We start from the raw sequence: 19,704 nt of genomic DNA on the forward strand, positions 1-19,704 counted from the left end.
AGGGTCATCTAAGCGTGAGTTGGTGGCGTTTTCTCCCCTTTGGCGATCGCCTGCGGCGCAGCGAAGCGGTTGGCGACCTGCGGCAGTGGACTCTAGAAGCACGATTGCTCCACTGGTTGACCCTAGTGTGGATTGGTCTTGGGTTGGTCGTCCTCTTTTCCGCTAGTTTTCCCGTGGGTTTGGCCGAAACAGGGGATGGGCTGTACTACTTTACGCGCCAGTTGCTGTGGCTTGCCCTTGGCTGGGCAGGGTTTCAATTGTTTCTACGGCTACCCCTGCGGCGATCGCTCCAGATGGCCATTCCAGGGTTCTTTTTGTTTCTGCTGCTGATCTGGGCAACACGCCTACCGGGGGTCGGGACAACGGTGATGGGCGCCACCCGCTGGATTAGTCTTGGTCTTTTTCAACTCCAGCCCTCGGAGATGATGAAGCCTTTTTTAGTCCTGCAAGCGGCTTGGGTGTTTAGTTCGTGGCGGCGGCTGCATCTCAAGGCACGCTGTTTTTGGTTAACGGCCTTTGCCGTGACGCTGCTGGGAATTTTAATCCAACCGAACCTCAGTACCACCGCCCTCTGCGGCATGACATTGTGGCTGATGGCCTTTGGGGCAGGTTTACCCTTGGCGCCCCTGCTGTTAACAGCCATGAGTGGCTTGGGCTTGGCAGTCCTCAGCATGAGCATTAACGAGTATCAACGGCGGCGGGTGATGTCCTTCCTCAACCCTTGGGCGGATGCGATGGGGGATGGCTACCAACTGGTGCAGAGTCTCTTGGCGGTTGCTTCGGGGGGCGTTTTGGGCACGGGCTATGGCTTTTCACAGCAAAAGCTCTCCTATTTGCCCATCCAGCACACGGATTTTATTTTTGCGGTCTATGCCGAGGAAATGGGGCTATTGGGGTGCCTCTTGCTCCTAGGACTGCTGGCGGCCTACGGTTGGCTGGGAATGCGGGTGGTGAATCAGGCGCGGGATCCCCTGATCCAGCTCATTGCCTTGGGGGCAACGGTGATCATACTCCTACAGGCCTTGATTAATATAGGTGTCGCCATTGGTATCCTACCGACAACAGGATTACCCTTTCCCCTCTTTAGCTATGGCGGTAGCTCAATTATGGCCAGTATGGCGATCGCTGGCCTGTTGATTCGCTGTGCCCGTGAAGGACAGCAGGCAGAGGTGATTGCCTTCCCCGCTGCCACAAACACTCGCGCCAAAACGTCTAGAACCCACCGCCGCCGGGCTGCTCCCGTAGTTCCCCTGCGTCCTGAAGGGATCAATCGCTATTCTTCCCGCAAACCCTAGGCTGACACTTCCCGGCCATCTGAGCGCCACACGGCAATCACGGCAGGCCGAGGCACGACCACTTCTTCTCCATAGGGCCAGCGTGTTGACAGATCAGCCGTGGATTTTGCCCCTTCCCCCGGATGCTGGATCGCGCAGAAAAAGGTGCGGTAGTCACTACTAAACTCTGGCCCACAAATTTCACAGCCGGGCACGCCAGAGAGGAACATCTTCAGTTCGCGGCGCTGTGGATTGAGGACATAAACGCCGTCATTTTTGCCAAGGCGGCTTGATCCTGGGTTCCCGTCGGTGGCAATCCAGACATTGCCGGCGCGATCGAAGGTCAAGTTATCCGGTGCTGAGATTGGCGGTACCTCTGCGTTGGTGGGTTCACCATACAGCACTAACTGGCGGTTCTTCTCTGGGGCGGAGGGATCTCCACAAAGCAAAGGTAAACGCCACTGAAACTGCAAGGCGGTTGGGTTATTGCCCTGCTCAATCATTTCAATCACATGCCCCATCACATTTTCAGGACGCGGGTTGGCGCCATCCGTGGCCTTAGCCTTCCGTTTCTCGTTGTAGGTCAGCGCCAGCCAAACACTTTTGGTGACCGGATTCCACTCAAAGTCCTCGGGTCGATCCATTTTTGTTGCCCCTAGGGCATCGGCGGCGGCGCGGGTGTAAATAAAACACAGGGCAGGATCCTGTTGGAAGGCTGTGGGCAGATTGGGGTTGGGGCTAATTGTACTGCCCTCAACGCGGGCGATCGCTCGCCATTGACCCGTCAGATCGTCATTAAAGCGAGCAACGTACAGTTCCCCTTCATCCAACAGATTCAAATTGGCGGCGCGATCGTTGGCTTGGTACTTGCCCTTGGTAATGAATTTGTAGGCATACTCAAAGCGTTCATCATCACCCATATACACCACAACTCGACCATCGGGGGCAATCACCGTTGTCGCCGCCTCATGGCGAAACCGTCCTAGGGCTGTGCGTTTAATGGGGGCGCGATCCGGAGAAAGAGGATCCACTTCCACAACCCAGCCAAAGCGAAAGGCCTCTTGGGGTTCCTTCGCGATGTTGAAGCGATCTTCATAGAGATAAAAGCCATAGCGATCGGCTCGCTCATTGGGAATGTCATAGCGCTTATGTAGCTCCTTCACCATGCCCGTCAGGTTGCTATCACTGCCGCCAAAATAGCTATGGAAGTTTTCCTCACAGGTGAGTACCGTGCCCCAAGGGGTTTTGCCCGCTGCGCAGTTGTTGAGGGTGCCGTTGACCCGTGTCCCCGTGGGATCCCCAGCCGTCTTCAAAAGGGCATGGCCTTTGGCAGGGCCAGAAATTTCGCAGGGCGTTGAACCTGTGATTCGGCGGTTGTAGGGCGAGGCTTTCACATATTGCCAGCCACCATTGGCGTTTTTGGCAATCTCGACAATGGAGAGGCCATGGGCTTCCCGCTGGAGTGCGGCTTGCCATTGATTGGGGCGATCGCCCACCGTTTGAAACATGAGTTCGGGATTGGTGTATTCATGATTCACAACGAGCAAATGCTTGCCATCGGGTGTGGTCTGATAGCCAACAAAATCACAGTTGTAGCCAAAGCACTGCTGCTGCCGCTGGACATCAGCTGCGGTGACTGTTTGGTGAATGCGATTCCAATTCAAGTTTTCACCACCATCGAGGGCATCGCCCCAGCGAATCACGACGCCATGCTCAAAGCCCTCAGGCAGCGTAATTTTATCGTCGGTGTTGGGGTAAATCGTTGGAAAGCCTAAAGCCGGTGCAGTGGCACACCCTTTGGTCAGGGTTGCAAGGGTTAAACCCGCCGCGCCAAAAAGAGCAGTTTTTAGTACGGTGCGTCGGCTTAGGACACGGGGTAACAGATCACCAAAATATTCAGCCATGAAGCGTATCTCGTTCCAAATTCATCCACTGTGGGCAGCCAGTTTATAACTTAGGGAAGTTGGGTTAGGGTTTGCCTAAGAAATGGGGGAAAAGTGGTTAAGACCAGCTACAGAGCAGCGGCCAGCAATTTTTGCGTGTAGGGATGTTGCGGCTGGGCAAACAATTGGGCGGTGGGCGCCAGTTCAACAATCTTGCCAGCGTACATGACGGCAATGCGATCGCAAAAATAGCGGGCGACCCCCAGATCGTGGGTAATAAAGAGATACGTGAGTTGGAATTGTTCTTTTAACTGCTGCATCAGCGCCAGCACTTGGCGTTGAATATGGGCATCGAGCATGCTCACCGGCTCATCACAGACCACCAGTTGGGGATGGGTAATCAGGGCACGGGCGATCGCCACCCGTTGGCGTTGTCCCCCCGATAGGGCATAGGGATAGCGATGAACATAGGCTTCAGGGGGGGTCAATTCCACCTGTGCCAGCATCTCGCGTACCCGTTCTTGGGCAGCCTCTTTGGCCATCAGCCGATGAATTAGCAGTGGCTCCAGCAAGTTTTGCTCCACGGTCATTTTGGGATTAAGGCAGGCATGGGGGTCTTGGAAAATCATTTGCAGATCGCGGCGGACTGGGCGCAGTTGTGCCGCGGGTAATTGAGTTAAATTGCGCCCCAAAAAGACCACTTCACCGGCGTTGGCGGGAATCAGTTTCAGAATCAAGCGCGAGAGCGTACTTTTACCACAGCCGGATTCGCCCACAAGGCCAAGGGTTTCTCCCCGGCGCAACGTCAGATCGACGCCATCTACCGCTCGAATCGTGGTTTGCGGTTGTAGCCATCCCCCCAAGCGGTAGTGCCGCTGTAAATTGTGAACCCGCAGCAGTTCTGGGGCAGTGTCCAAGGGTGGGGTTTCTTTAGCGGTGAGTTGGGTGGCCGCAAGTAGGGACTGGGTATAGGGGTGTTGGGGCTGTTGCAGCACTTGACGAGCCGCTCCCCGTTCAACAATCTTGCCTTGGTGCATGACCGCAAGGCGATCGCAATACTTGGCCATCAATGCCAGATCGTGGGAAATCAGCAGCAGTCCCCGCTGCTCTTCTTGGCACAGGCGCGTGAGTTCATCGAGAATTTCCGCCGCGACAGTCACATCTAGCGCCGTTGTTGGTTCATCGGCAATGATCAGGGGTGGGTTCAAGAGCAACGCAAGGGCGATCGCCACCCGTTGACGCATCCCGCCACTCAACTCATGGGGATACTGATGCAGGCGATTGGCCGAAATTTTCACCCGATCCAACACCTCAACAATGCGCTGCCGCCGTTGGGAGCGACTCCAAGCAGAGCAATGACTCCGCAATAGCTCATCGCAGTGGTCATAGACGCTCATGAGGGGATTGAGGCGCGTCATTGGATCTTGAAAGACCAAACCAATTTGCTCGCCCCGCAGTCGCCGCAATTGGGAAGTGGTCAGCCCCAAAAGGGATTGCCCCTGAAGGGCGATCGCCCCAGCAACCTGTGACCCAGTCGGCAATAATTGCAAAATGGCCTTACCAATCGTGGATTTGCCACAACCTGACTCCCCCACTAAGCCAAACCGCTCCCCAGCGGCCACACAAAAAGAAACACCATCCACTACAAATGTTGCAGCAGATGATGTCTCCGTTGTAGGGTAGGCGACCCGCAGTTCCCTGAGTTCTAAAAGAGTCGCCATGGACTGGTCGATCCTAGGCAGGTTCGATGCGGGCGTAAAAGACCCCTTGAATTTTCACTTCGTGAGGTTCGTGGGCACCCATATCATCATCGGAGAGTTGCTCACTTTCAAAGGTGCCAGCAATTTCACCCGTGCGGCCATCCACTTTCGCCACATTCAGAGAAATTTCACCCTTGGTCAAGGAGAAGCGTTTGACGTTGGCACGAGCCAGCTCTTCTTCTTTACCTTGGGGAATGGCGATCGCCGAATCATAACCAGAGGCCAAGCCCCGTCCTTTGGGATCGAGGAAGTTGGCAGTGCGGTAGGAAGGAACGGTGAATTCCCCTTTGAAATCCGTTGAAGTGGTGATGCTGCTAATGTTGGGCTGAGTGCTCGCCACCAAGTTTTTCACCGTAAACAGCAGTGGGATACGCTCGCCACCGGGCATTTGCACGGTCACTGGTTGGAAATCAATCCCATCCTCTTCTATGAACGTGAGGCTGCCATCGCTGTTGACCTTGAGTTCCCCTTGAATTTGATCCAAGCTCGTGGTTTCGCGGGTCACCAGTTTTGTGGGGACAAATTCGGCCTCTTGGCGTTTGTTCTTAGGCTCTTCCTTGACCAAAAATGTCGTGGGCTGTAAGCACAGTTGGGCAATGCGATAGGTTTGGGAGCTATCAATGGGGTAGGCACCGCGTGCCGTATCATCAAGCGTGGGGCACTTGTTGGCCAGACCAGTGCCGACAATATCGTCATAGGTTAAAGTCTGTTTTGCGGCAAAGGCGGGGGCGCTCAAGGAAAAAATCCCTAAACATACCGCCAGCAGCGTCGCCATTAAAATGCGATATTTCATGGTTAACCTCAGAAGTCAAAGCATCTCAAAGCAGTCAGAGTGTGGGAGATACCCCTGCGTAAGAGTCCAGTGAAGGCAGCCATGCAACTACCTTATCAATCCATGATTATACGGAGCTTTGCGATCGCCTCAGAAAGGAAATTTTCGCAGATATTTTAATTTCACAAGAGCAAAAACAATGACCGACCTCTCTCCGACTGGAGCGGCAAAGTAAACTATAAAAAAGCAGGAGCGGGAGTGAGTTCATGGATGACAGCGAGTTGTTTGCTGTTTTTGTTGCCGATGTTGTCAATGGGGCTGAGAGCCTTGCCTCAAATCCCAACTATCGCATTGAATCGGTTTTAGGGACTTGGCAACTGGTGGACAACAAAGCGGGCGTCATTGCCACGGGCAAAAGTGAGAATGGTCAACCGCAGATCATGGTCAAGCGCTACTGCGATGCGTGGGAATCTTTGCGACAAGCATTGACCCATGGATCATTCTTCCCTGATCTCGCTCAAAATAAGGCACAACTGGTGCCCTTTACCCGTGCCGCCATTCCCGAAGGCTATCAACTCTATGATTGTGCTGCCAGTGAGATGTGGCGCAGTTGGCGACGGGGCGCAGTTAATTATGTCCATATCTATACCGCGAATCAGTGGCGATCGGTGGGGGAAATTTCCTGTAGTGGCGGTGTGGTCTTTATTCCCGTTCCCGATCTCGATAAAGAGATTCAGATTACCAGTTCGTCATTGATGTCTTGGTTAGGCGTTCCTAATGCTTAGAACCCTAAAAAGGCTTAAGAAACTATGGATTAGGGGAGAGCGATCGCCCCAATGGATCAAACAGAACCTAAAGACTCTAGAGATAATAGACGTATAACCATAGCGACCTAGCAACACAATGCTTCCCTGTTTGCGACCTCGCCAGCCGATTTCCCCTTGAGGCAACTATGTCAGAACCGCACCGCGATACCAACATTGGCCAAATTCTGATGAATCGGTACCAGCTGACGGAGCTGATTGGCAAAGGCTCAATGGGGCGGGTGTATCGGGCAGAGGACATTCTCCTTGGCGGCGTTCCGGTTGCCGTTAAATTCCTGTCGCAAACCCTGCTCAACGATCGCATGAAAACCCGCTTTGCCCAAGAAGCGCGCGCGGGTGCTCTCCTCGGTCAGAAAAGTATGCACGTGGTGCGGGTGCTCGACTACGGCATGAACAACGAGGAAATTCCCTTCTACGTCATGGAATTTTTGGAAGGCGAAAACCTCAGTGATTTGCTCCTAGAAGAACCCCTGCCCTTAAGCCGATTTCTGCGAATTGCACGCCATATGTGCCTTGGTCTGCAGGTAGCCCATGAGGGAATTATCATCGAAGGCCAAAAATGCCCCATTATTCACCGTGACATTAAACCTAGCAACGTCCTTGTGATTCAGGATGGCACGATGGGGGAACTTGCGAAGCTATTGGATTTTGGGATTGCCAAATTTTTGGGGGATGTCTCTGAAAAAAGGCAAACCTCGTCGTTTATGGGCACTTTGGCCTACTGTTCCCCAGAGCAAATTGAAGGGCGAGAGTTGGATCACCGCTCGGATATCTACAGTCTTGGCATCACCATGTATGAGCTACTCACCGGCAAGATGCCCATTCAGGCGGACACCCACTCCATTGGCAGTTGGTTTAAGGCACACCACTTCCAAAAGCCAGTGCCCTTCAATGTGGCCAGTCCAGGGTTGTATCTTCCTCCTGTCCTTGAGGAACTGATCATGGCCTGCATGGCCAAGTCCCCCAGCGATCGCCCCCAAAACGTCGGTGAAATTATCAAGGTCTTAACAGCCCTTGAGGAACAGTTTGGGAGTAGTCGAGTCACCCAGCCGGGGGTAGAGGTCGCTGCAAAAGTCTCTCAACCCTCAGAACGCCAGTCTCAACCGCCTGTTGCCCTTGCAACGGTTGAAGAAGTCTGCTGGCAAAGTGTTTGGCCTGCCGATAAACCCGTAGCGGAAATTGTCTTTCCGATGCCTTTGTATGCACAGCGGGAATCAGCCGCCTCGCTGTGGGTGATGCTGCCTCGCCCAGAAATTGATCGGCGCATGCTCAATATTCGCTACAACCAGTTTCTCTTTACCACCAGTCCCCACCCGATGATCCTCTGGATTACTGCCATCTACGATCCCAAGCAAGGGCCCCGCTGGTTGCCCTGTTATTTGGATATGAAACTGCCACGCAACCAAGAACTCTGCGTTTTGCTCTCGGAGACCGGCTACTATCCGCTGCTCTTTTTCTCCCTTGAGGATCCGCAACACTGCATCAATGTCCGCATGTTTACGATCGCTACCTTCCAGCGGCAACTGCTACGGGATTGGCTGCAAACCAGTAAAAGCTTGCCCAGTTCTGCCCCAGCGATTGTGAGCCGTAATCTCCTCAAAGCAGAGTTTGAAAACTACAAGCCGCAAATCCTCGCCAAGCTGGAGAACGTGAAGATGGCCACAGTCATTGATTAGGGATATCGCGATCGCCCTCTAGGACAGCAATAGAGAAAAATATATTAAGAGATGTTGCGGAATTAGTAAAGAATTGTTACAGTGAGGGTACAGGGTTCGATCAGGAGTCAAAACCATGGAAGATACCAAAACCATCAAAGCTGAAGATCGCAACGCATGGGTCTTTGGATTCACCCCCCAAGCTGAAATTTGGAACGGTCGCCTCGCCATGATCGGCTTTGTGGCGGCGCTACTCACAGAACTGATCACCAAACAAGGCGTGCTTCACTTCTGGGGTCTCCTCTAGACCTTAACTCTCTCCCAATTTTCAGCGGTCAAAGTGTCATTTTGAGGTCAGTAATGGCCTCTTTTTTTTGGCCAATTCAGCGGTACTACAAGGCAAACACAGCGCCTTTCACAAAGAGAGCACACCTTCAAAACCGTGAAAGCGACTAGCAGAGAGGATTGTACTCCCTCTATCCATCCCAATAGGTCAGGACTGTAGCGGGAAATGCCGCTGTCAAAGTACCTGTTAAATAATCCGCAATTGAGGATGAATAAATCGAATAAATCTAGGAGTGATTCACACGAGGAATCCCCAGACTGTAGTTGCGCACACGACTGTTGAGGTTGTAGCCAATTTCCCCCTGCATCAGCAAAGAGCGAATAAAATGCTCCAAGTCCGAGCCAATGCGCCGCAGATTATATTCCGTCAAGTCCTCCCCAGCGGCATTTGCCACCAACTCCTGAAATTTGGCTTCCACCTTCGCTAGGGCGGCGTCGTTCCACTCCAACTCGTTATCGGGATCCACATTCAGCGTCAGCGTTTCTGTATCAGGATGAACTTCCCCATCAACCACATGGCCGGCATAGATGTGAACGTGGCGTGTTGTAGACTTCAGTAGCATGGCTAACCAATGACGAGTGAACCGTAGTTCGTAAACGCTTCTACTATACCAAGAATCCTTGCGCGGAAAGTTTCGAAAAACTCATGCCTTAACCCAAGAATCCGTAATAGAACTAGGCTGGATTCTAGGCTGATTTTGGCTAGCGATCGCTAAAAGCTGAACATAAAAGGGGCAATTGCCCCCTCTATCCATCCAGATTTTTAGCTACCTCACAAAATTTCCCAGCCGCCTATGTGGTAACGGGCTTCCTCCTAACGTGCCTGTCGTTGCTCCCAGCGTCGCCGGCCACCCGCCCAGGGGGGAGGTCCACCATGGGGACGAATGTTAATCACCTCGCCATTGGCGCGGGTAATGCGAAAGGCGTCAAAGTCATAATCATCATATTTGCCGACAACTGTAACGGTTTCGCCGGGCTGGAGATTGATTTGGTGAAACCAACGGGGACCGGCATCCACAATGACTTGACCCGTGCCATCGTCGAGAATGAAATGATTGCCAACCGCACTGCGTACGGTGCCGCGAATGGTAATGCCATAGACATTGCCTAAATTACGAATCGGAGTTACCGACTGGGCAACACTTTGAGCTATCGGTGGCATCAAAACGCCCGTAGTACCTACAAAAAGAGACATACCCAAAGCCCATAAATACTTCCTAACCATCTTCTGTGTCCTCAATGCTTCAATCCCTAGATTAAGGAAAAAAAATGACAGAACTATGTCAACGTCCGTCAACGTCCGCTTGGGGGTAAGGTAATGGTCACCGTTGTTCCCTCCCCCACGCGACTGTGAATTTGCAGCTGTCCTTGATGAGCATCAACAATTTGTTTGACGATCGCTAGCCCCAAACCAAAGCCCTGCGGTTGTTTCTGACCTTGATGAATGCGATAAAAGCGCTCGCAGACATGGGGCAGGGCAGCTTCTGGAATGCCGATCCCCGTATCCACAACAGCAATTTGAACCTCGCGCTCCGTTGACTGAGTTTCCAATTTCACCTTGCCACCTTGGGGGGTATAGGCGCAGGCATTCCTCAAAAGATTTGCAATTGCTTGCTTGAGCAGCAAAAAGTCACCCTTTACCATGATGGGCAATTCAGGGAGTTGAACCACAAATGTAATCCCTTGGTCATCCATGGGCTGCTGCCACTCTTCAGCTAATTCCTTAATCAGCGCATGGGCATTAAACGATTGGCAATTGGCCAACTGACCTTCATGGCGAGCCAAAAACAGCAGATCGCTGACTAAATTGGCCATTTGTTTTGCAATCTGGCAGATGTTGTTTAAGTTTTGCTGCACAGTTGTAAAGGATTCACTGTCATCTTGCAGCTCTTCTTCTAAGATCATTAGAGCCAGTTGACTATTACTTAAAATTGCTGATAAAGGTGCCCTTAGCTCATGGGAAGCATTGGCTGTAAATCGTTGAAGCTGATGACAAACAACAGATAGTTTTTCATTATTTTCCCTAAGGGAATTTTCGCGCGATTCTAGTTCTGCAACCAGCTGATAAAACAAGCGAACAGAGAGTAAGCTAGCAATACCACCAATCACGGCAGCAGCAATTATAATTGACCATGCCAATTCTCGATACTCAATTTGGTGCCGCCGGCGATCGCCCAACAGCACCTCCTCATTTTTATAAAATTCGTAAATGCTTTGCCGTGCTCTTTCCATTAAAATCCGACTTTTATTCCAATCAATATTCTGCTCTTGGTTGGATTTACTGACTAAATGAGTCATAGATGCAAAATTTTCTGAATACACATAACGATCAAAAATCTGAATGTTTTGCTGAAGGGTTTCCTCGATTGAGTCTAAAGCCTTAAGTTGCTCAGGATTATCCTGTACCAGCTCTCTAATTTTTTCCAATGATGGAACAATGCGAGATTTTGCCGCAATGTAAGGTTGCAGAAAGCGGTGACTGCCTGTCAGGCTATAGCCACGCACACCCGTTTCCAAGTCCAGCAGTAAGTTAAGTAGTTTTTGCGTTTCTAGTCGTACTTTTTGCGTATGCAACACCCATTCATCATCTTCAATTAGGTTTAGCTTCAACCATATAAATGACGCGACAATAATGAACAGAAAGATAATCGGCATGGCAATAATTAAGCCAGCACGATAGCGAATTGATCCAACTACTTTCCTAAGAAACATTTTGCTGGGGATTCAAGGAATAACCACTACCATAGTGGGTTTTGAGCCAATGCTCTACACCCAGTTGCTTCAATTGCTCCCGCAGCCGTTTCACTCGCACAGCAACCGCGTTACTCTCAGGGGATTTATCCCATTCCCAGAGTTGACTTTCAATTTGCTGGCAGCTGAGAACTTGGCGTGGATGGCGCATCAGGTAGCTGAGCAACTGAAAATCTCGACTTTTAAGCTGAATTTCCACACCTTGATAGCTCAACTTCCGAGTCTCTAGGTGGAGAGTTAATCCCTCAAGGGTTAGTTCATCCCCCTGCCAGAGGGGCGATCGCCGCCGCAGGGCGCGGATGCGTGCCAATAATTCCAATAGATCCACGGGCTTAATGAGATAATCATCGGCACCCACATCTAAGCCAGTGACTTTATCCGCCGTCGTGTCCTTTGCGGTAAGAAAGACAATTGGCGCGGTTTTTTGCTGCTGGCGGTAATAGCGACACAGCTGTGTGCCTTCACCATCGGGTAAAAGCCAATCTAAAATGAGCAATTCATAATCCACCTCATGGATTAACCAGTAGGCTGTTTTCAAATCGGGTGCAGTATCAACGGTGTAGCCCTGCCGCTGCAGTGCTAGGCAAATGGGCTGTCGCTGCTGGGGGTCATCTTCGACAAAGAGAATGCGCATGATCGAGTGACCGCTGCTATAAAAAACGATGATAAACCGACTGAAATCCAACTTGATTTAGACAGAAAGAAATAGGATTCGGTTCAGGCCAGAGGCAGGTTGAGCAAAAGGGGAAGGCATGCTTAACTGAGTTAAAGAGTTTTGAGCCTTTGCTTCTATGCCTTTGATAGCGCTACTGTTTGAACCCTTTTTTGCCAATGCGGCAGCAGAATCAGTGAACTTGGCGGAAGCAGCACCTTTAATTTTGGCCGCTGTTTTACTGAGTCTGGTGGTGATTTACTTGGCGAGCAAAATGGGCGGTGAAATTTGTGCCCGCATTAACTTTCCACCGGTGTTGGGTGAGCTGGTGGGCGGTGTGGTGGTTGGTATTTCGGTCTTGCACCTGTTGGTCTTTTCCGAAGGGGGAACCACTGAGCCCTCTGTGCTGACGGCGTTTATTCAGCAGACCACCGGTATGGATGACCCGCTGGCTACGGTGGTTGCCAATACTGCCAGTGAGGTCATTGCCGTCCTCTCAGAAATTGGTGTCATGATCCTGCTCTTTGAGATTGGCTTGGAGTCCGATCTAGAGGGTTTGCTGAGGGTGGGGCCGCAGGCAGCTATCGTTGCTGTGGGCGGGGTGGTGGTTCCCTTTACAGCAGGAACCCTTGGCCTCGTGACGCTGTTTCATGTGGACTTGGTACCGGCCATCTTTGCAGGGGCGGCTCTGACGGCAACCAGTATTGGCATCACAGCCAAAGTCCTTGCCGAAATTCAACGTCTTACTTCTCCGGAAGGTCAAATCATCATTGGGGCAGCCGTTCTCGATGATATTCTCGGCATTATTGTGCTGGCAGTGGTGGCCAGTCTAGCCAAAACGGGCACGGTCGAGATTAGCAATGTGATCTACTTGATCATTAGCTCTGTAGTCTTTTTGGTGGGGTCTGTTGTCGTGGGGCGGCTGCTGAGTCCCTTCTTTTTGGGAATGGTCGATCGCCTGACAACGCGCGGCAACTTACTGATTCCCTCTCTTATCTTTGCCTTTGTCCTTGGTTATGTGGCAGTGATGCTGCAATTGGAAGCGATTCTCGGTGCTTTTACCGCTGGCTTAGTCTTGGGGGAAACGGAAAAACGACGTGAGCTAGAGGAGCAGATTTTGCCCATTGCCGATATGCTAGTGCCAGTTTTCTTTGTCTGTGTTGGCGCACGCACCGATATTAGCGTTCTCAATCCCCTAGAACCGGCCAATCGTGCGGGTCTGATCATTGCCTCGTTCCTTGTATTGGTGGCCATTGTTGGTAAGGTGGTAACAGGGGCAACGGTCTTTGGCCAGCCGGGAATTAACCGTTGGGCCATTGGCATTGGTATGGTGCCTCGCGGTGAAGTGGGTTTGATTTTTGCGGCTGTGGGGTCGGCCAGCGGTGTGCTCTCGAAGGCTCTAGATGCCGGTATTATCGTCATGGTGATTGTGACCACGTTCGTTGCGCCACCCCTGTTGCGCTTGGTCTTCAAGCCAGAGGTAGAAGACTCAGAGGCGTTACCCAGCTCAGAAGTTGCAGTGGAGTCTCCCCCAGAAGGATAGCAATGGAACCGATTACGGTCATTGGTGGTGGTCTAGCGGGTACAGAAGCGGCTTGGCAAATTGTTCGAGCGGGTGTGCCGGTGGTGCTGTATGAAATGCGCCCCCATGTGCCTAGTCCAGCTCACCATACGGCGGAGTTGGCAGAGTTGGTGTGCAGTAATTCCTTTGGTGCCAAGGCCAGCGATCGCGCCACGGGGTTATTGCACCATGAACTGCGTGCCCTCGGGTCGTTGATTATTGCCACTGCCGATCGCCATCAAGTGCCTGCCGGCGGTGCTCTAGCGGTGGATCGTGCCCAGTTTAGTCGTGAGTTGACTGAAACCCTCGAACGCCATCCCCTTGTGACATTGCGGCGCGAAGAACTCCCCCATTTGCCAGAGACCGGGATTGTCGTGCTAGCCACCGGGCCGCTTACCAGTGAGGCGCTGAGTGCGGATCTCCAACGCTTTACCGGACTGGACTACCTCAGCTTTTTCGATGCTGCCAGCCCAATTGTGGTTGGGGAGTCCATTAACCGTGAGGTGGCCTTTTTGGCCTCCCGCTACGACCGCGGGGAAGTAGCCTATCTCAACTGTCCCTTCACTGCTGAGGAATATCAGCGCTTTTGGCAGGCTCTCTGTGAAGCTGAACAGGCACCCTTGAAGGACTTTGAGCGTGAGAATGCTCAATTTTTTGAGGCTTGCTTACCCGTAGAGGAGTTGGCGCGGCGGGGGGTGGATACGCTGCGCTTTGGACCTTTGAAACCCGTGGGCTTGCGAGATCCGCGTACGGGAGAGCGTCCCTATGCGGTGGCACAACTGCGCCAAGAGGATCGCCATGGTCAACTGTGGAACTTGGTGGGCTTTCAAACCAATTTGCGCTGGGGGGAGCAACAGCGGGTGTTTCGGATGATTCCGGGCTTAGAGCAGGCGGAGTTTGTGCGCATGGGGGTGATGCACCGCAATACCTTCTTAAATGCGCCGAAGTTGTTGAGTGCCAGTCTCCAGTTTCGCGATCGCCCCACCCTCTTGGCGGCGGGTCAAATTACCGGTACCGAAGGGTATACAGCAGCAGCGGCGGGGGGCTGGTTAGCAGGAACGAACGCGGCTCGCTTGGCACAAGGACTCCCACCCTTGGTATTGCCGCCAACCACGATGGCCGGTGCCCTCTTCCACTACATCAGTACGGCGGAGAGCAAAACCTTCCAGCCCATGCCCCCCAACTTTGGTATTCTGCCACCCCTAGAGCAAAACGTTCGGCAAAAGGCCTTGCGCTATGCCGCTTATCGCGATCGCGCCCTCAAAGATTTAAGCATTTGGGCAACAGCGATGTCGCTGCCCCTACAGCCTCTAGAGTTAGACAGGTGCGATCCTGCTGTCGTTGAAGCTGGAGCCTAAGGTAGTCTGGGGGTAGCGTTGGCAGGCGATCGGGCCACTCTATGGCAACAATTCCGAGATCAATTTCTTCCCCAAGCCAATAGCGTTCCGGTGCCAACTCCGCCACTTCAGCAGGGGTAAGGCGATAGAGATCAAAGTGATAGAGGGGCACACGCCCTTCGGGGTATTCCTGAATCAGCGTGAAAGTGGGGCTTTGGATGACATCCGCAATGCCCAATCCCTCCCCCAAGGCTTGCACAAACGTGGTTTTCCCTGCCCCTAGATCCCCCGCTAACAAGAGCACTGTCCCCGGCGGCAGCCATGTCCCCCACTGGCGCCCCAAGGCTTGCAGATCCGCCAAGCTGAGGTTGAGGTTCGTCATCTAGGCGCGCACTGCTTCTAGGAGTCGCGAAAAGTAAAAGCGGGTTTTGGTCATGGCATTGCGTTCAATCCGCCAACCCAAGTCTCGCAAAATCCCCACAATAAATTCCTCACTGTGGAGATAGGCACGGGTGGCCTTGCTGGAGCCGGGGAAGAATTCACCAATTTTTTTCAGCAGCGTATATTTTGGTGTTTTGGGGGCAAAGCTGAGGATCAGTCGCTCCATCGCCAAGGAACTCAAGTGGGCTAGCATCCCTGCCATTTGGCTGTCGGGATAGTGGATGAGGACATCAAGGCAGATGACGGTATGGTATTGTCCCCGCAGGGCTTCAAGATCACTGACACTGAGGATGAGTTCATGGTGGCCATTCAATTGAGCAGCGGCGCGATCGCGGGCTTCGGCCACCATCTTCTCGGAAATGTCACTGGCATAGACCCGTGCCCCCAATTCTGCAAGGGGAATGCTCAGACTACCAACCCCACAGCCCGCATCACAAATGAGTTTACCCTTGAGGGAGCCATCAGCCTTGAGCCATGCTAGTACCGTATCAATGGTCTGTTGGTGTCCCATGCGGATATCCGCTTGCACCTTGCTGACCTGATCCGTGCCATAGATGCGCCGCCAGCGATCGAAGCCGGTCGTGTTGAAATAATTTTGAACAATTGCTTTCTCGTCAGCCGTAAATTGTGCCATAGCCCTTAGAATCAATCGTCATTGCCCCATTTATTGTGGCATAGCCGCCTACCGCTGAGAGGTGGTTGGCAGTGCCAATCGGGTACTCACTAGCCCCAAAATTACCCCAATGATGATCAGGAACACCCCCAAGCCCAGCGACCATTCAAGGGAAACATTGCTGGCAAGGGCGCGAAAACTGGCCTGTTGGGTTAACCACTGCTGCAGCTGTTGACTACTGCCCCAGCCAACTATCCACGCCAGTAAACCACCGCCGCCACCTAGACTAGCGGCTTGAATAAATAGGGGGGTATAAATCCAAGTTTGGGTGGCGCCCACCAATGTCATGATCTCAATTTCAGGTTGGCGCACAAGGATAATCAACCGTAAAATGGCGCTCACTAAGGCAACTACCGTTAAACTCAGGAGCAGCACCAAAATGAACGTGACTGCCCGCACTACCCGCTGCACACTTTGCAGACCCGTTAGGGCACGCTCAAGATACTGCACCGACTCAATGCCTTCCTTTTGGGCAATTTGGCTGGCTAGGGGAGCCACCTGTTCGAGGCTTTGGGCGCGGATCTTGATTTCATCGCTGAGGGGATTGGTGTCAAAGAGGGCTAAGCCACCCTGTTCACTTTTGAGGCCTAAATCAGCTTGCAATTGTGCCCAAGCGCGATCGCGATCAATCCAAGTGAAGTCGGCTACCCCCGGTAATGCCGCCAACTGCTCCTTAAGGCTGACCACTTTGGCTGCGGGAAGTTCAGGCGACACATAGGCCGTAATTTCTAGCCGATTGCCCAAGGACTCGACACTAGCGCCAAGGAGGTGCGACACTTGCCAGCCCCAACCAAAAATAAAGAGCGTCACGGCCACAGCAATAACGGCTGCGCCATTGAGCCAACCACCGCGCCAGAGACTGCGGCGCACTTCTGGAAGCAAAAAGTCAAGGGTGGGTAAGGGACTCAAGTTTGCCATGGTGCAAATGGAGAATCCGATGGGGGACTAAGCGAGTCAAGGCTAAGTCATGGGTGGTAAAGAGAACCGTTAGCCCATGTTGATGGAGGCGATGGAGCAGGGCAAGAATTTGCTGGCTGGTTTGCGGATCCAGATTGCCCGTGGGTTCATCCGCCAGCAATAGCTCAGGCCCACCAACGATCGCCCGAGCAATGCTCACCCGCTGCTGCTCTCCCCCCGATAGAGATTGGGGATTGGCATTGGCTTTGTGGCTCAGGCCCACCAGTTTGAGCACCGTTTGTACCCGCTGCTGAATTTCTGCTTTGGGAATACCGCGCACCAGCAGCGCAAAAGCCACATTGTCTGCCACGGAGCGATCGCCCAGCAGCTTAAAGTCTTGAAAGATTACCCCCAAGCGCCGCCGCAACTGTGCCATCCGTCGATCCTGTTGGGGATTGACTTCCTCACCAAAGAGGCGAACTATGCCCTGATCTGGGCGAACTTGGCCACAGAGGAGTTTTAAGAGGGTAGATTTACCCGACCCCGAAGCACCCGTGAGAAAATAAAACTCTCCCCGTCGCAGTTGTAAATTGACGCGATGTAAGCAGGGCAAAGTGCCACCAAAGGACTTCGTGACTTGCCACAGTTCTGCAACGATTACCCCCTCAGAGGTGGGTTCGCAGGGGGGTACCACTGGGGTCACTGCTGTCATCGGGACGAGAAACGCTGTCGCCCATACAAACGACTTAGAAGCGCCTTCCATGCAAATTGGGGCAAAGCCAACATCCGCCGCCAGCGCCACGGTTCCTGATACAGACGGTAGAGCCATTCTAGATGGAGTTTTTGCATTAGCTTGGGTGCTCGCTTTTTAACCCCTGCCCACACATCAAAACTACCGCCCACGCCAACCCAAATCGCTTCTGGACAAATGTGACGATGGCGATCAATCCAATATTCCTGACGGGGAACTCCCAAAGCCACAAAAATAATGTGGGGTTGTGTCTCCTTTAGCGTTTCAATGAGAGCAACCTCTGTATCGGCATCGTGGTAGCCTGACTGCACACCAATAATGTTCAGGTTGGGCAACTCTCGATGCCAGCGCTCAGCCACTTTTTCTGCCACCCCCGGCGCTGCCCCATAGAAGAAGACCCGCTTGGGCTGGGGCGCCTCATTGGCAAGTCGCAGGAGGGCTTCGGCAAATTCAATCCCCGGCAGACGGCGCACCGAGAGGCCATGCAACTTGAGGTAGAGAATGACCCCCGATCCATCGGGAATCACCAAATCAGCACGGTGTAAAACATCAGCAAACTCTGGTGTTCGCTCCGCCAGCATCACCATCTCTGAATTGAGCGTGATCACGTGCTGACCATGGCCATCCCGCTGTTGCATTAGCAGCCACTCAGGAGCGTTGTCCACCAAATGAAGGGGAAATCTGAAAACTGAGACTTTTGCGGGAATGGTGGGCATCACAAGGGGGTAACCCATAGGGAAATTGAGCACAAGAAACACCGAGTATCTTACAGCCCTTTTCACAGCAAGTGAACACTCTGCGCAAAACAGCGTGATGGGCAGGAAAACGCTTCAGTAGTGGATCCCCGTCGTCTGGAAAAGGGCTATATCGGATATACAAGGTCATCCCACGGGATATGCCTTGTTGAAAACCACAAAACGCCTTTGCTAGATTAGAGTCGTTATTAAGATTCGTAAACTTGGCTCTTATCGTCCCATTGAGCTACCTCACGAATCTGCCTTTATCACTTCCTTTCGGAGTTGAGTTTTATGACGATCGCAATTGGACGAGCGCCAGCAGAACGGGGATGGTTTGACATCCTCGACGACTGGCTCAAGCGTGACAGATTTGTCTTTGTCGGCTGGTCAGGCATCCTGCTGTTTCCCTGCGCCTACCTTGCCCTCGGGGGCTGGCTGACCGGTACCACCTTTGTGACCTCTTGGTACACCCACGGCCTCGCCTCCAGCTACCTCGAAGGCTGCAACTTCCTCACCGTTGCCGTTTCCACCCCCGCCAACAGCATGGGGCACTCCCTCCTGCTCCTCTGGGGTCCCGAAGCCCAAGGGGACTTCACCCGCTGGTGCCAACTGGGCGGTCTGTGGACCTTTATCGCCCTCCACGGCGCCTTTGGCCTCATTGGCTTCATGCTGCGGCAATTTGAAATTGCTCGCTTGGTGGGCATCCGTCCCTACAACGCCATTGCCTTCAGTGCCCCCATTGCCGTTTTTGTCAGCGTCTTCTTGATGTATCCCTTGGGGCAATCCAGTTGGTTCTTTGCCCCCAGCTTTGGCGTGGCTGCCATCTTCCGCTTCCTGCTGTTCTTCCAAGGGTTCCACAACTGGACTTTGAACCCCTTCCACATGATGGGGGTGGCCGGTGTGCTCGGCGGTGCCCTGTTGTGTGCCATCCACGGTGCCACAGTGGAGAACACCCTCTTCCAAGATGGCGAAGGCGCCAGCACCTTCCGTGCCTTTAGCCCCACCCAATCGGAAGAGACCTACTCGATGGTGACGGCCAACCGGTTCTGGAGCCAAATTTTTGGCATTGCCTTCTCGAACAAGCGCTGGTTGCACTTTTTCATGTTGTTTGTGCCCGTGACGGGGCTGTGGATGAGTGCGATTGGCGTGGTGGGTCTGGCGTTGAACCTGCGGTCTTACGACTTTATTTCGCAGGAGATTCGGGCAGCGGAAGACCCTGAGTTTGAGACCTTCTACACCAAGAACCTGCTCTTGAACGAGGGCATTCGCGCTTGGATGGCGCCCCAAGACCAACCCCATGAAAACTTTGTCTTCCCAGAAGAGGTACTCCCCCGTGGTAACGCTCTGTAGAGCCTAATCGTATCCTCGTCTGAGTGTCCCTCTCCAATTGG

19 protein-coding genes are annotated in these 19,704 nt (G+C 52.9%); 7 read left to right on the forward strand and 12 right to left on the reverse strand.

Annotated elements, in window-relative coordinates; genetic code table 11:
* Positions 1-14 precede the first annotated feature (14 nt).
* Positions 15-1,295, forward strand: a complete 1,281-nt coding sequence (locus RHH27_RS07895) for an FtsW/RodA/SpoVE family cell cycle protein (protein WP_302677981.1) — start codon at positions 15-17, stop codon at positions 1,293-1,295.
* Here the strand turns inward: RHH27_RS07895 and RHH27_RS07900 are convergent.
* The 3 genes from RHH27_RS07900 to RHH27_RS07910 form a co-directional block, all read right to left on the reverse strand.
* Positions 1,292-3,178 (reverse strand): PhoX family phosphatase, encoded by a 1,887-nt coding sequence (locus RHH27_RS07900; RefSeq protein ID WP_302677982.1) that lies wholly within the window; start codon positions 3,176-3,178, stop codon positions 1,292-1,294. The two genes, RHH27_RS07895 and RHH27_RS07900, sit on opposite strands and share 4 nt — an antisense overlap.
* A 107-nt stretch (positions 3,179-3,285) precedes the next feature.
* The gene (locus RHH27_RS07905) at positions 3,286-4,878 is read right to left on the reverse strand and encodes an ABC transporter ATP-binding protein (protein WP_302677983.1); all 1,593 of its coding nucleotides are present in this window, start codon (positions 4,876-4,878) and stop codon (positions 3,286-3,288) included.
* A 13-nt stretch (positions 4,879-4,891) separates the two neighbouring features.
* The gene (locus tag RHH27_RS07910) at positions 4,892-5,710 is read right to left on the reverse strand and encodes a photosystem II manganese-stabilizing polypeptide (protein ID WP_149818320.1); all 819 of its coding nucleotides are present in this window, start codon (positions 5,708-5,710) and stop codon (positions 4,892-4,894) included.
* A 245-nt stretch (positions 5,711-5,955) separates the two neighbouring features.
* Here RHH27_RS07910 and RHH27_RS07915 point away from each other — a divergent pair, with 245 nt between their 5' ends.
* The 3 genes from RHH27_RS07915 (at position 5,956) to RHH27_RS07925 (ending at position 8,475) form a co-directional block, all read left to right on the forward strand.
* Positions 5,956-6,474 (forward strand): hypothetical protein, encoded by a 519-nt coding sequence (locus RHH27_RS07915; RefSeq protein ID WP_302676232.1) that lies wholly within the window; start codon positions 5,956-5,958, stop codon positions 6,472-6,474.
* A 167-nt stretch (positions 6,475-6,641) separates the two neighbouring features.
* Positions 6,642-8,189, forward strand: coding sequence for a serine/threonine-protein kinase (locus RHH27_RS07920; protein ID WP_206199683.1), 1,548 nt, complete (start codon positions 6,642-6,644; stop codon positions 8,187-8,189).
* 115 nt (positions 8,190-8,304) lie between these two features.
* Positions 8,305-8,475, forward strand: a complete 171-nt coding sequence (locus tag RHH27_RS07925) for a chlorophyll a/b-binding protein (protein ID WP_011056299.1) — start codon at positions 8,305-8,307, stop codon at positions 8,473-8,475.
* Between the two features lie 265 nt (positions 8,476-8,740).
* Here the strand turns inward: RHH27_RS07925 and ndhM are convergent, their stop codons facing one another.
* The 4 genes from ndhM to RHH27_RS07945 all read right to left on the reverse strand — a co-directional run bounded on the left by ndhM (position 8,741) and on the right by RHH27_RS07945 (position 11,898).
* On the reverse strand, positions 8,741-9,076 hold the full coding sequence (ndhM, locus tag RHH27_RS07930) for a photosynthetic/respiratory NAD(P)H-quinone oxidoreductase subunit M (RefSeq protein WP_206199685.1): 336 nt from the start codon (positions 9,074-9,076) through the stop codon (positions 8,741-8,743).
* A 251-nt stretch (positions 9,077-9,327) separates the two neighbouring features.
* Positions 9,328-9,675 (reverse strand): hypothetical protein, encoded by a 348-nt coding sequence (locus RHH27_RS07935; RefSeq protein ID WP_302676231.1) that lies wholly within the window; start codon positions 9,673-9,675, stop codon positions 9,328-9,330.
* 131 nt (positions 9,676-9,806) lie between these two features.
* Positions 9,807-11,168 (reverse strand): CHASE3 domain-containing protein, encoded by a 1,362-nt coding sequence (locus RHH27_RS07940; RefSeq protein WP_310742721.1) that lies wholly within the window; start codon positions 11,166-11,168, stop codon positions 9,807-9,809.
* A 46-nt stretch (positions 11,169-11,214) separates the two neighbouring features.
* Positions 11,215-11,898, reverse strand: a complete 684-nt coding sequence (locus RHH27_RS07945) for a response regulator transcription factor (protein WP_206199688.1) — start codon at positions 11,896-11,898, stop codon at positions 11,215-11,217.
* 157 nt (positions 11,899-12,055) lie between these two features.
* Here RHH27_RS07945 and RHH27_RS07950 point away from each other — a divergent pair, with 157 nt between their 5' ends.
* Both RHH27_RS07950 and trmFO read left to right on the forward strand, forming a co-directional pair.
* A complete protein-coding gene (locus RHH27_RS07950; protein ID WP_302677985.1) occupies positions 12,056-13,459 on the forward strand; it encodes a cation:proton antiporter in 1,404 nt (467 codons plus the stop codon).
* Between the two features lie 2 nt (positions 13,460-13,461).
* Positions 13,462-14,835, forward strand: a complete 1,374-nt coding sequence (gene trmFO, locus RHH27_RS07955; RefSeq protein ID WP_302677986.1) for an FADH(2)-oxidizing methylenetetrahydrofolate--tRNA-(uracil(54)-C(5))-methyltransferase TrmFO — start codon at positions 13,462-13,464, stop codon at positions 14,833-14,835.
* Here the strand turns inward: trmFO and tsaE are convergent.
* From tsaE to RHH27_RS07980, 5 genes are read right to left on the reverse strand one after another with little or no spacing between them, the layout of a single operon-like run.
* Positions 14,738-15,196, reverse strand: coding sequence for a tRNA (adenosine(37)-N6)-threonylcarbamoyltransferase complex ATPase subunit type 1 TsaE (tsaE, locus tag RHH27_RS07960; protein ID WP_206199691.1), 459 nt, complete (start codon positions 15,194-15,196; stop codon positions 14,738-14,740). The genes trmFO and tsaE overlap by 98 nt on opposite strands.
* Positions 15,197-15,889, reverse strand: coding sequence for a magnesium protoporphyrin IX methyltransferase (gene bchM, locus RHH27_RS07965; protein WP_302676227.1), 693 nt, complete (start codon positions 15,887-15,889; stop codon positions 15,197-15,199).
* 48 nt (positions 15,890-15,937) lie between these two features.
* A complete protein-coding gene (locus tag RHH27_RS07970) occupies positions 15,938-16,846 on the reverse strand; it encodes an ABC transporter permease (RefSeq protein ID WP_302677987.1) in 909 nt (302 codons plus the stop codon).
* Entirely contained in the window at positions 16,815-17,537 is a 723-nt protein-coding gene (ftsE, locus tag RHH27_RS07975) for a cell division ATP-binding protein FtsE (RefSeq protein WP_225901530.1), read from the reverse strand. Before ftsE ends, RHH27_RS07970 begins: the two co-directional genes overlap by 32 nt.
* Entirely contained in the window at positions 17,534-18,310 is a 777-nt protein-coding gene (locus RHH27_RS07980; protein WP_302677988.1) for a WecB/TagA/CpsF family glycosyltransferase, read from the reverse strand. The genes ftsE and RHH27_RS07980 overlap by 4 nt, the downstream gene beginning before the upstream one ends.
* A 294-nt stretch (positions 18,311-18,604) precedes the next feature.
* Here RHH27_RS07980 and psbD point away from each other — a divergent pair, with 294 nt between their 5' ends.
* Positions 18,605-19,663: a photosystem II D2 protein (photosystem q(a) protein) gene (gene psbD, locus RHH27_RS07985; RefSeq protein ID WP_206199695.1), complete on the forward strand. Its 1,059-nt coding sequence runs from the start codon at positions 18,605-18,607 to the stop codon at positions 19,661-19,663.
* Positions 19,664-19,704 lie beyond the last annotated feature (41 nt).

The sequence above is a fragment of the Thermosynechococcus sp. PP555 genome (assembly GCF_031583225.1).
Classification (GTDB): Bacteria; Cyanobacteriota; Cyanobacteriia; order Thermosynechococcales; family Thermosynechococcaceae; genus Thermosynechococcus.